At 43.8% G+C, this 13,681-nt stretch carries 15 protein-coding genes; 1 reads left to right on the forward strand and 14 read right to left on the reverse strand.

The window, feature by feature from the left end:
- The first annotated feature begins 121 nt into the window (after positions 1–121).
- On the forward strand, positions 122–1,465 hold the full coding sequence (locus ACDD58_RS03030; RefSeq protein WP_370775664.1) for a butyryl-CoA:acetate CoA-transferase: 1,344 nt from the start codon (positions 122–124) through the stop codon (positions 1,463–1,465).
- A 79-nt stretch (positions 1,466–1,544) separates the two neighbouring features.
- On the opposite strand, the gene ACDD58_RS03035 is transcribed toward ACDD58_RS03030, so the two are convergent.
- From ACDD58_RS03035 to ACDD58_RS03100, 14 genes are all read right to left on the reverse strand, one after another.
- Positions 1,545–2,249 carry a hypothetical protein gene (locus ACDD58_RS03035; protein WP_186899208.1) on the reverse strand — a complete coding sequence of 235 codons (705 nt, stop codon included), beginning with the start codon at positions 2,247–2,249 and terminating at the stop codon, positions 1,545–1,547.
- A gap of 50 nt (positions 2,250–2,299) precedes the next feature.
- Positions 2,300–2,977 (reverse strand): membrane-spanning protein, encoded by a 678-nt coding sequence (locus ACDD58_RS03040; protein ID WP_186899209.1) that lies wholly within the window; start codon positions 2,975–2,977, stop codon positions 2,300–2,302.
- 22 nt (positions 2,978–2,999) lie between these two features.
- Positions 3,000–3,875, reverse strand: a complete 876-nt coding sequence (locus ACDD58_RS03045; protein ID WP_186899210.1) for an ABC transporter ATP-binding protein — start codon at positions 3,873–3,875, stop codon at positions 3,000–3,002.
- 15 nt (positions 3,876–3,890) lie between these two features.
- Entirely contained in the window at positions 3,891–4,256 is a 366-nt protein-coding gene (locus tag ACDD58_RS03050) for a GntR family transcriptional regulator (protein WP_186899211.1), read from the reverse strand.
- A 205-nt stretch (positions 4,257–4,461) separates the two neighbouring features.
- Entirely contained in the window at positions 4,462–5,343 is an 882-nt protein-coding gene (gene sdaAA / locus ACDD58_RS03055) for an L-serine ammonia-lyase, iron-sulfur-dependent, subunit alpha (protein WP_370775668.1), read from the reverse strand.
- A 98-nt stretch (positions 5,344–5,441) separates the two neighbouring features.
- Complete coding sequence (sdaAB, locus tag ACDD58_RS03060; protein WP_186899213.1) at positions 5,442–6,107, reverse strand: L-serine ammonia-lyase, iron-sulfur-dependent subunit beta; 666 nt, start codon at positions 6,105–6,107, stop codon at positions 5,442–5,444.
- 182 nt (positions 6,108–6,289) lie between these two features.
- Positions 6,290–7,177 carry a LysR family transcriptional regulator gene (locus ACDD58_RS03065; RefSeq protein ID WP_370775670.1) on the reverse strand — a complete coding sequence of 296 codons (888 nt, stop codon included), beginning with the start codon at positions 7,175–7,177 and terminating at the stop codon, positions 6,290–6,292.
- Positions 7,170–8,225: a sulfate/molybdate ABC transporter ATP-binding protein gene (locus ACDD58_RS03070; protein ID WP_186899214.1), complete on the reverse strand. Its 1,056-nt coding sequence runs from the start codon at positions 8,223–8,225 to the stop codon at positions 7,170–7,172. The genes ACDD58_RS03065 and ACDD58_RS03070 overlap by 8 nt, the downstream gene beginning before the upstream one ends.
- 138 nt (positions 8,226–8,363) lie before the next feature.
- Positions 8,364–9,068 carry a molybdate ABC transporter permease subunit gene (gene modB / locus ACDD58_RS03075; protein WP_117920661.1) on the reverse strand — a complete coding sequence of 235 codons (705 nt, stop codon included), beginning with the start codon at positions 9,066–9,068 and terminating at the stop codon, positions 8,364–8,366.
- 28 nt (positions 9,069–9,096) lie between these two features.
- A complete protein-coding gene (gene modA, locus ACDD58_RS03080; protein WP_370775672.1) occupies positions 9,097–9,978 on the reverse strand; it encodes a molybdate ABC transporter substrate-binding protein in 882 nt (293 codons plus the stop codon).
- 91 nt (positions 9,979–10,069) lie between these two features.
- A complete protein-coding gene (locus ACDD58_RS03085; RefSeq protein WP_370775674.1) occupies positions 10,070–11,044 on the reverse strand; it encodes an XdhC family protein in 975 nt (324 codons plus the stop codon).
- A 35-nt stretch (positions 11,045–11,079) separates the two neighbouring features.
- Positions 11,080–11,514 (reverse strand): MOSC domain-containing protein, encoded by a 435-nt coding sequence (locus ACDD58_RS03090; RefSeq protein WP_370775676.1) that lies wholly within the window; start codon positions 11,512–11,514, stop codon positions 11,080–11,082.
- 42 nt (positions 11,515–11,556) lie between these two features.
- A complete protein-coding gene (gene moaA / locus ACDD58_RS03095) occupies positions 11,557–12,579 on the reverse strand; it encodes a GTP 3',8-cyclase MoaA (protein ID WP_117920665.1) in 1,023 nt (340 codons plus the stop codon).
- Positions 12,580–12,645: 66 nt separating this feature from the next.
- Positions 12,646–13,671, reverse strand: a complete 1,026-nt coding sequence (locus tag ACDD58_RS03100) for a molybdopterin-binding protein (RefSeq protein WP_370775679.1) — start codon at positions 13,669–13,671, stop codon at positions 12,646–12,648.
- Between the last annotated feature and the right edge of the window lie 10 nt (positions 13,672–13,681).

Genomic DNA, 13,681 nt, shown 5'->3' on the forward strand with positions numbered 1-13,681 from the left:
GTGTGAACAGTAACTTAATTGACTTGTCAAACTCTCCATAAAGTGTTAGGATAAGACTATGGTAAATTTTTAACAATCTTTTTATATCATGATTTTTTACAATTATGAGGAGGTATTTGTGATGGATTATTCACAGGAATACAAACAGAAACTTGTATCTGCCGACGAGGCGGTAAAATTGATCAAATCCGGTGACTGGGTTGATTTCGGCTGGTGTACAAACACCGTAGATGCCCTTGATCAGGCGCTGGCAAAACGTACCGATGAGCTGACAAACGTGAACCTGCGCGGTGGTATCCTTTTAAAACCGTTAGCTACTTTCGCACGCGAAGATGCCGGTGAGCACTTTACATGGAACTCATGGCATATGTCCGGTATCGAACGTAAAATGATCAGCCGCGGATGCGCTTTCTATTCACCGATCCGTTACTCCGAACTGCCACGTTATTACCGCGAGCTTGACTGCCCGGATGATGTAGCAATGTTCCAGGTAGCCCCGATGGATTCCCACGGATATTTCAATTTCGGACCAAGTGCCTCCCATCTCGGTGCAATGTGTGAGAGAGCAAAACACATCATCGTAGAGGTAAATGAAAATATGCCGCGCTGCCTTGGCGGAACAGAATGCGGAATTCACATTTCCGATGTTACCTATATCGTAGAGGGTTCGAATCCTCCGATCGGTGAGCTCGGTGCCGGCGGTCCTGCAACAGACATCGACAAGACGGTTGCAAAGCTGATCGTAGATGAGATCCCGAACGGTGCATGCTTACAGCTTGGTATCGGCGGTATGCCAAACGCTGTCGGTTCCCTGATTGCAGAGTCTGACTTAAAAGACCTCGGTGTCCACACAGAGATGTATGTAGATGCATTTGTTGACATCGCAAAAGCAGGAAAGATCACCGGTGCAAAGAAAAATATCGACCGTTACCGTCAGACCTACGCTTTCGGTGCAGGTACCAAAAAAATGTACGATTACTTAGACGACAACCCAGAGCTAATGAGTGCTCCGGTTGACTATACCAACGATATCCGTTCCATCTCTGCACTCGATAACTTTATCTCCATCAACAACGCCGTTGATATCGACCTCTTCGGTCAGGTCAATGCAGAGTCAGCAGGTATCAAGCAGATCAGTGGTGCCGGCGGACAGTTAGACTTCGTATTAGGTGCTTATCTGTCAAAAGGCGGCAAGAGCTTTATCTGCCTGTCCTCGACCTTTAAGACCAAAGACGGACAGGTACAGTCAAGAATCCGCCCGACATTGGCAAACGGTTCCATCGTAACTGATACCCGTGCCAACACACATTATGTTGTAACGGAATATGGTAAAGTAAATGTCAAAGGACTTTCCGCATGGCAGAAAGCCGAAGCATTGATCTCCATCGCTCACCCGGATTTCCGTGACGAGCTGATCAAAGAGGCTGAGAAAATGCACATCTGGAGACGCAGCAACAAATACTAATTGCACATAATCTATGCATGCATAAATTATGCATAAAGAAAAGGCAGAACCGCTTCATCCCCGGCTCTGCCTTTTCTTCTTATACTGTCACTCTTTGTTTTTTCAATAAATTCCACCCCAGCACTGCCATAATAACTGCTGCCACAACTCCGGCGGCAAACAGATACTGCACGATATTTTCCAGACCGATCTGTTCACCAAGCTGATGCATCTTTGCTGCCATCACTTCATTTTCACTCAATTTGACCGGCACAAGTGTGAGAAACATCCAGATCGCCCATACTACCCAGAATGCTTTCATGCCAAACCTAAGGATCACAGCCCCTAAAAACAGTTCAACAACCGTCATTCCAACGATAACCGCAAGAAGATATTTCCACTGAAAATACTGTGTAACATCCAGTATAATTTCACACTGCGGATAGATCACACTGATTAATGCAAGTTCTATCTTTCCAAGTACAAACAGTAACAATTCCAAGCCTGCAAGTTCCACCATATTAAACAATGCATAGCTTCCCACAAATGATTTTCTTGTTGCGCCCATAGACAGCGCCATATTAAACTCTCCAACAAATGAAAATGTGATTCCAAAGAAATGCATAAATACCAATATAATCATCCCAATCAGCATTCCAAGCGTTACACATTCTTTTTCCACGGTGTTTGCCCGGATAATCATCATAACAATGATTCCAAACACATAACCGCCAAATGCAGCCACAAGGAACTGCAACACTTCCATCTTTCTTGTTTTACACTGTATCAAAAAATTTTCGATCATTTTTCACACCCTGCGCCTTTCATATCGTCCCGGTTTTCTGCACAAATTTATTACACACGAACTTCATACTTTGACACAACACGAAGCATCATGACCAGGCTTATTACATAAAACACTGCCGCTGCAACTGCACCGATCACAAGCACTCCTGCAACAATACTGCCGGACAGGCTTTCAACCCATGCGATCACCGTATCACAAAACCCGACTCCTGTAACAAAACCGGCACCCACAAAAAATACCACTGCTATCGTTATAATAATTCCTACCGCCATTCCCTTTTTTCCATAATGCATCTGCAATACAGCACAGATCTGTCCGAATGCTATGCAGAAAAGGAACGCTTCCGCAATCAGTATATTTTTAAAGCCTTCCAATCTGCCAACTGACATATAGCCTGTAAAAAGGATAAACAGATATGACGTGACTGCATAGACTGCATACAAAAGCTGTGCTCCCCATGCAGCCTCTTTTCTGCCAGAGCCAAAGGAAATGACCATCGGGATATACGCACCTGCATAACTGATTGGTCCGATGTAATTAAACATAATTCCTATAAGGATGGCAAAAAGATTGGCATTTTGCCAGAATCCATCGTCGGCACTGTTACCCAGGCTGAAAAAGAAGCCATACAATATAACAAAACCCATAAGGATCGCTGTCATCTGCACGCCATATTTCCCCCAGAAAAGCAGATTCCTTTTTATTATCATTTTAGACTGTTCCATTTTCCATTCCTCCCGCTATTTCCTAGTCATCTAATCCGCACAGTGAAACAAATAATTTCTCCAGGCTGATTGGCTGTATCGTCACATCATAACCCTTTGGCAGCGCCTGGTCTTCTTTTAAAAGTATGGTCACACTCTTGCTGCGTCCCATTTTTTCCTCGTGATGTTTCTCATATCCTTCCGTCGCCCGGTCTACCACTTCCGCAAGTCCGCTGACATGGTAACTTCTCTCCAACAGATCCTGTGTATTTTCTTTCAGCAAAAGACTGCCATCCTTAATCATAATGACCTCTTCCATCAGGTCTGCTGCCTCCTCGATAATGTGCGTGGATATCACAAAAGTCCGTCCTGTCTCTGTATACTCTTCCATCAGTTTATGGTAAAAGTACTCGCGCATCACAACATCTAACCCCGCCACCGGCTCATCTAAAAATGTGAAATCCGCTTTGCTGGCAAGTGCAACAATGATCGTTACCATGGAAAGCATACCTTTTGACATTTTGTTGATGCGCTGTTTCGTGTTCAATTCAAACTTCTCGATCAGCTCATCTGCCATCTTCTGATCCCAGTTCGGATAATAATAAGATGCATTCTTTAAATACTCTTTTACTTTTAAAGCACTGGCACCGCTTCCATACAGGTTGGTCGACAGTTCTCTCGAAAAGCAGATATGATCTAATGCTTTTCTATTTTCCCAGACCTTTTCACCATTCCATGTCACACTTCCCTCTGTCGACGGATTCTGCGCGGACAAGATTGATAACAGTGTTGTTTTTCCTGCACCGTTTCTTCCGATCAGACCATAGATTTTTCCTTTTTCCAGTGTAAAATCTATATTTTTTAAAACCTCTTTTTTCCCATAACTCTTATTGACATTGCTGCAAATGATTGCTTCCATTTTATTTTCCCCCTTTTATTTATCTGCTGACTGGATCATTTTAATGACCTCATTTTTATCAAGTCCTAAACTCGCTGCTTCCTCTAATAACTTTTTGACATAGTGCGTATAAAACTCATTTCGTCTGCGGTTTAAAATGTTTTCTTTTGCCCCTTCTGCTACAAACATGCCGATTCCTCTTTTCTTATATAAGATTCCTTCATCTACCAATATATTTACGCCCTTTGCTGCGGTCGCCGGGTTGATCGCATATAGCTTTGCCAGCTCATTAGTACTCGGCACACGCTCTTCCTCCAGAAGAATATCCCTCAAAATATCTGTTTCGATCATTTCTGCGATCTGCAGATAAATGGATTTCTCCTGCGTTAATATTTCATTCATGCATAATGGCTCCTTTCTCAAATTTTTATATTTCGTCACTTCGTTATTTAGTTATGTGGTTCATTACTTGTGTAACTAACCATAGCACTAAGATGTGATATTGTCAACTATTTTATTCAAAAAATTTTTTATAATAAAAAAGCAACACCATCATAACTGATCTGTAAATCAGATCGTTATGTGTGTTGCTTTAAACATTCCCCTTTTATTCCTGCGTTCTGCCCCCGTCCATCCGCTCACGGATCTCCACTCCGGTCGGTGTTCCGGCAAGTCCACCTTTTCCTGTCTCCCGGATATCTTCGGACATGCTTCTTCCAATGCTTCGCATCGCATCGATCACTTCATCCGGCGGAATTTTACTGAATATGCCGGCTCTCGTCAGATCGGCAGAAGTCAGCGCATTGACTGCTCCCATCACATTTCGTTTGACACACGGCACTTCCACTAATCCGGCAACCGGATCACAGGCAAGTCCCAGCAGATTTTTTAATGCCAGTGCTGCCGCATTTGCGATCTCTTTTGCACTGCCTCCTAATAAGTGCATGACACCGCCAGCCGCCATCGCAGATGCCGAACCTATCTCCGCCTGACAGCCGCCCGCTGCACCAGCTAAAAAAGCCCGCTCTGCGATTACGCCGCCGATGCCTGCTGCCACAAACAATGCCTCCACCATTTTCTCTTCGGAATATCCCTTTTCTTCCTGCAGACTCAGAAATACTGCTGGAACAACACCACATGAACCAGCCGTCGGCGCCGCCACGATACGCTTCATGCAGGCATTCGACTCACTGGTTTTTAATGCCTTTTCCATGACTTTCCCAATAAAATCGCCGCATAGTAAATTACCCGCAGCCCTTGCATCCATCATTTTTTTGCCCTCTGTGCCGACAAGCCCGCTCTCGGATTTTAATTTTTCATCATAACGCTCGTCCGCATCCTTCATTGCTTGATACATCGCGCGCATCTGCCCAAAAGACACATCCTCCGTGATTCCCTGTTCCCGGCAGTCATCCTCCTGCACGATCTTCCAAAATGGTTTCCCGGATGCTTCTTCTAATTCACATAATTCCTGTAATGATCCATACATAAAAATCTCCATTCCTGCGTGTGAAAAATGTTATTTTTCACACTACTTCCAACTTTCTATGATATATTTGATTAATGTATCAAAAGGTGTATTAATCTCTACTCTTCCACCAGGCTGCAATACGTTACCTTTAATATACCCTCTAAGCGCTCTAACCATGCAAGTGATTCTTTCGGCACTTCCTGGTCACACTCTATGACCATGACAGCATTGCCGCCTCTGCTTTTCCGGTAAAGCTGCATTGTGGCAATATTGACGCCTTTATGGGCAAGCATGGATGTTACCTCGGTAACATGTCCCGGCTGGTCGATATTATGCACGATCAGTGTCGGATAATCGCCACTGAAATTGGCAGTGATCCCGTCAAGCTCGCAGATCTGTATCCGCCCGCCTCCGATCGAAGCTGCAATCACTTCAAGTGTACGCCCGGAAATACCTGTCAGATTCATTTTCACCGAATTTGGATGAACATCACCGAGGTCGATCCCCTCCAGGGAAAATCTCATTCCTCTCTTCTCCGCAATCCTGAAACTGTCCGGTATTGCCGGATCATCCACCTGCATTCCTAATAATCCGGCAATCAGCGCCTTATCTGTGCCGTGTCCCTTGCCCGTCGCAAGGAACGAACCATGAAAGTATATTTTTGCTTCTTTTACTTCTTCCGCCAGCAGTTTACGGCTGACTCTCCCGATTCTGACGGCTCCCGCCGTATGCGAACTGGACGGGCCGACCATTACAGGTCCGATGATATCTAACAGGTTCATATCTTATCTCCGTTCTCATAAGTATTTACTTATGTTTTCTATAATTTTATCCTATTTGAAGTTATATCAAATTTATGATACATTTTAATTGCTATATACACACACACATTTATAGCATAGAAAAGAACAGTATTTCCACCGTAGAAATCCTGTTCTTTTTTTATGTAATAGGAAATTTTACTCTACCTCTCATCATTCCCATATTGACGTACAATATCCATAAAATCACGCAGTGGATCATTCCAAACCTTATGTGGATGATATACCAGATTTAAGTTTCTTTCAAGACAAATATCTTCTACTTTTATTTCCACCAGACGGCCAGCCTTTAAATATTCCTCAATCAGAAAATATGGCAGTACCGAAATACCAAATCCATCTTCCACCGCCTGTACGAGTACTTTTGTGCTCCGGCTCTCCCATAAAGGTTCGATTACGCAGTCTTTTGTCCTTAAAATAGCTTCAAACCGGTCACGTACACCGGCTCCCTTTTCCCGCAAAAGAAAAGTTTCTTTTTTCAGATCCTCAAACCTGACATGCTCCATGCCCGCCAACGGATGACCGGGTGCTGCAACAACAAGAGTCCTGTCCTTTGCAAACGGCTCCTGTATATAGTCCGTCTCACCAGGCAGATCTTCCATGATACCCAGATCGATCTGATGCGTTCTTAAAAGTTCCATCAGCTTTACCGATCCACTGACAATCACTTTCACACGAATGTCCGGATATTTTTTTTCAAATGTACGGATAAATCCACGCAGCATTTTTACTCCAACCGAAAGGTTTGCACCGATACGGATCGTCCGCACACCTTCCGTTTCTTTCAAATGCTGTTCTAAATCATGATACAGTCCAAGGATATGACACGCATACTGATAGAGCAGCCTGCCGCTCTCCGTCGGTACTACTTTGCGGTTATAGCGCTCTAAAAAGCAGACACCGCTCTCCTGCTCTAACTCCTTGATGGTCTGGCTGACTGCGGGCTGTGTCATATAAAGTTTTTCGGCTGCCTTTGTCATGCTTCCTTCTTCACATACTGTACGGAAAATGGTCAGTTGTCGGTTATTCATAGGCATTATCCCTCAACAATAAAATATCTTTTGCATCCACTGCCAGACCAGAAGGGATTGGTCCTGGCGAATCTTCCTGCTCTGTTTTTGCTATTTTCCACTGAAGCCATCCACTCTCTTTCGATGGGCGGAATGAAATATTCCACTCAAACGTATCCTCAATGATGCGGTATTCCTCTATCCTTAAAATATTCATATCCTGAACAGGCTCTGCATCCACAGGATAAAACGAATGTGCCCGGATACCAACCGCTTTTGTGTCCTTTGGAATTTCCGGAACGCACAGAGTTATCCCCCAGTCCACCGCTTTTATATGACTATTATCCACAATTTCCACTGCAGAAATGTTCTTACATCCGGATAACACAGCCGCTGTCTTTGTTTTCGGATTATGGAAAAACTCTTTTGTCTCCTCAATGACTTCCATTTTTCCATGATCGATACAGCTTACCATATTACACAGACGATAAACCTCATCACGATTGTGCGATACAAAAAGTACCGGCTTTTTCACCTCTGCTAACATATCACGCATTTCCTGCTCTAACTCCCACTTGAGATAACTGTCAAGCGCAGAAAACGGTTCATCCAAAAGCAGAATATCCGGCTCTGAAGCGATCATCCGCGCCATCGCTACACGCTGTTTCTGTCCACCGGAAAGCTGCGTGGGGTAATGTTTTTCAAGTCCTTCTAAGCGGAAACGTCTGATATAAGACTTTACTTTCTCTTCATCCGGACATTTTCCCATACCAGCTTTGATATTCTGTTCCACTGTCATATTGGGAAACAGGGCATAATCCTGAAACATATAGCCGACACGACGTTTCTGTGGCGTAAGATTGATCTTTTTTGCAGAATCAAATAATACCCTGCCGTTTAATTCGATCCGTCCCTCGTCCGGTGTCTCAATTCCGGCTATGCACTTTAGTGTCATACTCTTTCCACATCCGGATGCCCCAAGAATCGCAAATACGCCACGCTCTGTCTCGAACGCGACGTCTAAACAAAAGCTGCCAAACTTCTTTTTTATATTTACTTTCAGACTCATTCCAATCTCCATTTAAAATAATGCACTTGCCTATACTCTCCATCGATCACATGAAAAACGCCTGCGTTTTTCCGCATGAAACTTAGTACTTCTTCACGAAAGAGCCTCTGCTCTGAGTAATTAGAAGTACTTTTCATGCTACCACCTGCTCACATGTTTTATACTCTTTACCGTGATGATATTTAACAAAAATATGACCAAAAATGCAATGATCAATATCACGAGCACCCAGAATCCCGCTGTCGCATAGTCTCCGTCCTGGATGACCATCGCAATTTTCTGTGAGATTGTACTTGTTTTTTTCGGAATATTTCCTGCAAGCATTGAGGTCGCACCATACTCACCAAGTGCCCTTGCAAAGGTTAAAACTGTTCCGGATGCAATACCCGGTCCCGCCGCAGGAACCACCACTTTCCAGAAAATTTTGATCTCAGGCATCCCAAGTGTCCGCGCCGCATAAATCAGATTTACATCAATCTGTTCAAACGCAGCTCTGGCATTCCGGTACATGAGTGGAAATGCGATCACGGTTGCCGCTAAAATACAGCCAAGCCAGGTCTGTACCACTTTGAAATGAAACGTATCATAAAGATATGCTCCAAACGGTCTCCTCAGGCTGAACAATAACAGCAGAAAAAAGCCTGCCACCGTCGGTGGCAGCACCATTGGCAGTGTCAGAATTCCATCTGCCACTGCCTTTATGCGCGGTCCTGCTTTCACTACTTTTCGTGCTGCATAGATGCCTAAAAAAAATGAAATAATGGTTGCTACAATTCCGGTTTTAATTGATATCAAAAGCGGGCTCCAGTCGAGTCCACTTAAATATGCTGTCAACTGACTCATAACTGCCTCCTGTTTTCATTTTTACCTTTTATTCAACATCCGTATCAAAGTAGTATTTCTGGAAAATTGTTTTTGCATCATCCGAAACCAGGAAATTGATAAAGTCCTCTGTTGCACTCTGCTCTAACTCATCTGCTTCGTTATTTACAATCTGTGCCACCGGATAAATAACATTTCCGGTAAGGTCATACGAAACTTTTTCTAGGATTTCCAGACGGTCTTCAAAACTGTAAGTATCTGAATAATATACGGTTCCGACTTCATTAGAACCTTCTGCAACTGCAGATATTACAGCTCCTACATTGGCACACTCATTGATATCCACACCACCAAGTGCATTCTGGATTTCTGTTGTCGTAATCTGTGAAACATCGTCCACTTTGTCTAACATACCCGCATTTACCATTGCCTGTCTGGTATATTTTCCAACCGGAACAGAACCATCGGCAAGTGCAATGCTTTTTGCATTTCCGATATCGGAAAGTCCGGTTACCGTCGTGCCGCTGCCTTTGTATGTAACGACACAAACCTGATTGTTTACAACGTTATGTCTGGTTCCGTTGATAACCAGTCCGTCCTGATCCTGAAGCTGATCCATCTGTTTTTGTGCTGCGGAGAAAAATACATCACAGGCTGCTCCCTCTTCAATCTGTGTCATCAGGATTCCTGAACTGTCATAACTTCCCACGATCGATACGTTCGGCTGTGTTTTGTTATACTCTGCGATCAGCTCTTCCATAACCGTATTTAAACTCTTTGCAGCAAATACAGTTACCGTTGTTGCTTCAAACGGCTCTGCTGCTGCAGCTTCGGTTTCACCTGCCGCCTGATCCTTGTTGTTTCCACATCCGGCAAACATTGTCATTGCCATAGCTGCAGAAAGTAATACACACACACATTTTTGTTTCATTTGTTTTTCCTCTTTTTTTTATTTTAAAAAGCTCTAAAAAAGCAGCTTCTTAAATCAGCTCCATATAACTCCTTTTTCTATACCATTTCTTTTAAAAATTAATTTTATGATGATTTTTTCTCGCACGCACTTCGATCAGCTGTGCCGCAATGCTGATCGCGATCTCCGCCGGAGTCTCACTTCCGATCTCAATTCCGATCGGTGCTGTCACGCGTGCAAGCTGTTCCCCGGTAAATCCCTCCGCAATCAATTTATCATATACAAATTTTGTTTTTTTCCTGCTTCCCACAACACCGATATATCTGGCAGAAGTTTTCAGTCCAAAACGCTCTGCATCCGTATCGCAGAGATGTCCTCTTGTGACGACCACAATGTAGTCTTCCGGATGAATCGTAAATGTCTCTTCCAGTTTTCCAAAATCGATCAGCCGTATCTCTTCCGCTCCCGGAAACAGTTCCGGTTTTGTAAATTCTTCCCTGTCATCCGAAACAATGCAGCGGAACCCCAGATGTGACAGCACCGGGACAAGTTCCTGTGCTAAATGTCCGCCTCCAAAAATATAAACTTTTCCATCATAGGAGAATTGTTCTACATAGAAACGCGCTCCATCAATCTCTGTCACCGACTGATGTGCAGATGTCTGAAACTCCGGCAGTATTTTTACCTTTCCTTGCTCTAACGGCATAAGGATCCAGAATGGTTTTCTTTTTTCTTCTGCCGCTTCCATCTGTCCGATCCATGCAGCATCTTCCACCGCGTCCACATAGTAAAATAAGACGGTCGCATTTCCACCGCATGCCATTCCAAGTTCTGCTGATTTTTCCTGACCAAGATTATACTCATGCAGATAATTCTTCTTTTCGGCGAGAAGCTTTTGTCCCAGCAAAATTGCCTGATATTCCAGATTACCGCCGCCGATCGTTCCGGTCACCCTGCCATCCTCGCCGACTACCATATATGCACCTGCTTTTCGCGGTATCGAGCCGCGTCCCGCTACCACAGTGATGAGCATACTATTTTTCTTTTCATTGATTCTTTTCTTAAGAGCTTCCACAATTTCTCTCATAATAATCCTCTTTTCATCGATCTATTCCGGATGTGTTACACTGATTCTATCATAAGTTCATCCCCGACATGTATCATGCCGCCCTCTAAAACAACAGCAAATACACCTTCATGCGGCATGATACATTCTCCCATCCGCTGATAAATCTGGCAATGTGAATGACACTCTTTTCCGATTTGTGTCATCTCAAGCAGCACATCCCCGCAGCGAAACCGCGTACCGACCAGAAGATTTTTAAAATCAAATCCCTCCACGATCAGGTTTTCGCCAAATGCTCCAAACGCTACATCCGCGCCTTTTGCACGAAATTCTTCTATTTTTTCAAAGGATAGCAGACTGACCTGTCTGTGCCATTTTCCTGCATGCGCATCACCCTGAATGCCCCAGTCCCTGATAAACTCAGCCTCAGGCACTTCATGCTTTTCTGTTCCTCTTTCTTTGCTGATGCAAATTCCTTTTATGATTCCCATATATAACTGCTCTGCTTTCTAAATAATTTTCGTCTGTTTCTTTCATCCACCAATGCGTACCATCGCTTTATGCTCTGTCATTTCTGAAATCTGTTCAAAACAGTGTTCCATAGGTTTTTCTAAAACTGCCTCTTTCATCACTTTCTGTAAGGTCTGTTCCTTTTGGGGATCCCTGAGGACTGCTCTTAGATCAACACCTTTTTCATAACAGAGGCATAATTTTAAATATCCTTCAGAGGTGAGACGGATACGATTACAGTTCTTACAAAATTTATGATGTATGGCGCTGATAAAGCCGACATCTATATTTAATCCCGGAAAATGGCAGTAAACTGCAGGTCCTGCGCCATAGTTTTTATATGGCAGCTTCACTGTAACTTCCTGCTCTCCGGCTTTTTCAGATTCCACTTTTCGATCCGGTTCCATCGCACAGGCATTTCCATATATGTCCTCGATCTGCCGGAACAATTCTTCATTGGATCTTCCGGTATAATCTGCACCATATCCGATCGGCATCATCTCAATAAAACGTACCGGTATCTGCCTTTCATCTGCGTAAGCAAGAACGGCTCTCCAGTCCAGATTTTTATAATGAACCGTATTGATCTTTACCGGAATTTCCGCTTCCTGTGCCGCCCTGATTCCTGCTAACACTGCTTTTAATTCATTCCGTCCCGTCAGTCTTTGAAATTCTGTCTCATCTAAAGTATCCAGGCTGACATTTACACTATCAAGTCCTGCTTCTTTCAAAGTCCTTGCATACTCTGCAAGCAGAACCCCATTTGTGGTCATTCCAACCGTATCAATGCCGGATATATTTTTTATTTTTTTGACCAGCTCTACACAGCCACGGCGCACTAACGGCTCTCCACCGGTCAGACGGACATGCCGGATTCCAAGTGACACGGCAGTCTCTGTCACTTTTACAATTTCCTCGTATGTCAGCAGATTCGCCATATCCGTTGTCTCTATATCGCCAGGCATACAATACTTACAGCGCAGATTGCAGCGATCGGTAATCGAAATTCTCATATAATCAATCTCTCTGCCTGTCTGATCTTTCATTCAAATACTTCCTCATGCCTTTCCATAAATCTCATTTCAAAATCTGCTCTGTAGCTTATGCTACTGCTACCATCCTTTTCCAAAGCCGCAATTTGGGTAAATACAGTGTTCACAGTTTAAACAGAGTCCACCCTCGCCAAGTGCTGCAAGTTCTTCTGCGGCCACTTTGTCATCTGCCATAATGCGCGGCAGCACCAGATCAAAAATCGTACGCTTTGCATACATCACACAACCCGGCAGTCCAAGGATCGGAATGCTTTCTTTATAATAAGAAAGCAGAAACATTGCTCCCGGTAATACCGGTGCACCGTAAGAAATGATCTCTGCCCCGGTATTTTTGATGGCAAGCGGTGTTTTATCATCCGGGTCCACACTCATGCCCCCGGTACAGATCACAAGATCTGCTCCTGCTTCGATTGCCGCAAGACAGCCGTCCGTAATCTTTTCGTTATCATCATCAAAGGTCTCATGAAAAATGACTTCCGTATCATATTCTGCTAATTTTTCCCGGATGACCGGTGTAAAAGTATCTGCGATCCTTCCGTGATAAACTTCATTTCCCGTCGTGATGATCGCAGCTTTTTTCTTGTGAAATGGCTTTAGTGTAAAAATAGGAGCATCTGCACAAATCTGCCTTGCCCGTTCCATCTTTTCTTTTTTGATCACAAGTGGGATGATCCTTGTTCCAGCAAGTTTGTCTCCCGCTTTTACCGGTGTATTTCCATGGCGGCTGGCGATCATCATTTCCCCGAAACTGTTCACCGTTTTTAATTTTTCTTTATCAACTTTTAACAGTCCGTCGCAATCCGCGATCAGTTCAATTTTACCTTCTTTGACATCCGATGGATGCATGTAGTCATTTCTGCACATCTCATAAAGAATCTGCGCTGCCTCGTTTTCATGGAGAATCGTGTCATCTTTTTCCCAGATGTAAATGTGATCCTTTCCAACACTTAGAAGCACCGGAATATCTTCTTCTGTGATGATATGCCCTTTGCGGAAAACCGCATCTTTTGTAACACCCTTAATGATCTGTGTGATATCGTGGCAGAGTACCTGACCGACTGCATCTTCTGTTTTTATCAGTTTCATGAAGCATATG

This window comes from Roseburia sp., from assembly GCF_041325975.1.
Lineage (GTDB): Bacteria > Bacillota > Clostridia > Lachnospirales > Lachnospiraceae > Roseburia > Roseburia rectibacter.

Coding starts and splice junctions, on each gene's coding strand:
- sdaAB (WP_186899213.1), bottom strand. CDS start 6,107: ATGAACCTGTTAGATATCATCGGACCTGTAATGGTCGGCCCGTCCAGT.
- ACDD58_RS03065 (WP_370775670.1), bottom strand. CDS start 7,177: ATGAATAACCGACAACTGACCATTTTCCGTACAGTATGTGAAGAAGGA.
- ACDD58_RS03045 (WP_186899210.1), bottom strand. CDS start 3,875: ATGGAAGCAATCATTTGCAGCAATGTCAATAAGAGTTATGGGAAAAAA.
- ACDD58_RS03085 (WP_370775674.1), bottom strand. CDS start 11,044: ATGAGAGAAATTGTGGAAGCTCTTAAGAAAAGAATCAATGAAAAGAAA.
- ACDD58_RS03050 (WP_186899211.1), bottom strand. CDS start 4,256: ATGAATGAAATATTAACGCAGGAGAAATCCATTTATCTGCAGATCGCA.
- sdaAA (WP_370775668.1), bottom strand. CDS start 5,343: ATGTATGGATCATTACAGGAATTATGTGAATTAGAAGAAGCATCCGGG.
- ACDD58_RS03030 (WP_370775664.1), top strand. CDS start 122: ATGGATTATTCACAGGAATACAAACAGAAACTTGTATCTGCCGACGAG.
- modB (WP_117920661.1), bottom strand. CDS start 9,068: ATGAGTCAGTTGACAGCATATTTAAGTGGACTCGACTGGAGCCCGCTT.
- ACDD58_RS03100 (WP_370775679.1), bottom strand. CDS start 13,671: ATGAAACTGATAAAAACAGAAGATGCAGTCGGTCAGGTACTCTGCCAC.
- ACDD58_RS03040 (WP_186899209.1), bottom strand. CDS start 2,977: ATGGAACAGTCTAAAATGATAATAAAAAGGAATCTGCTTTTCTGGGGG.
- modA (WP_370775672.1), bottom strand. CDS start 9,978: ATGAAACAAAAATGTGTGTGTGTATTACTTTCTGCAGCTATGGCAATG.
- moaA (WP_117920665.1), bottom strand. CDS start 12,579: ATGAAAGATCAGACAGGCAGAGAGATTGATTATATGAGAATTTCGATT.
- ACDD58_RS03090 (WP_370775676.1), bottom strand. CDS start 11,514: ATGGGAATCATAAAAGGAATTTGCATCAGCAAAGAAAGAGGAACAGAA.
- ACDD58_RS03035 (WP_186899208.1), bottom strand. CDS start 2,249: ATGATCGAAAATTTTTTGATACAGTGTAAAACAAGAAAGATGGAAGTG.
- ACDD58_RS03070 (WP_186899214.1), bottom strand. CDS start 8,225: ATGAGTCTGAAAGTAAATATAAAAAAGAAGTTTGGCAGCTTTTGTTTA.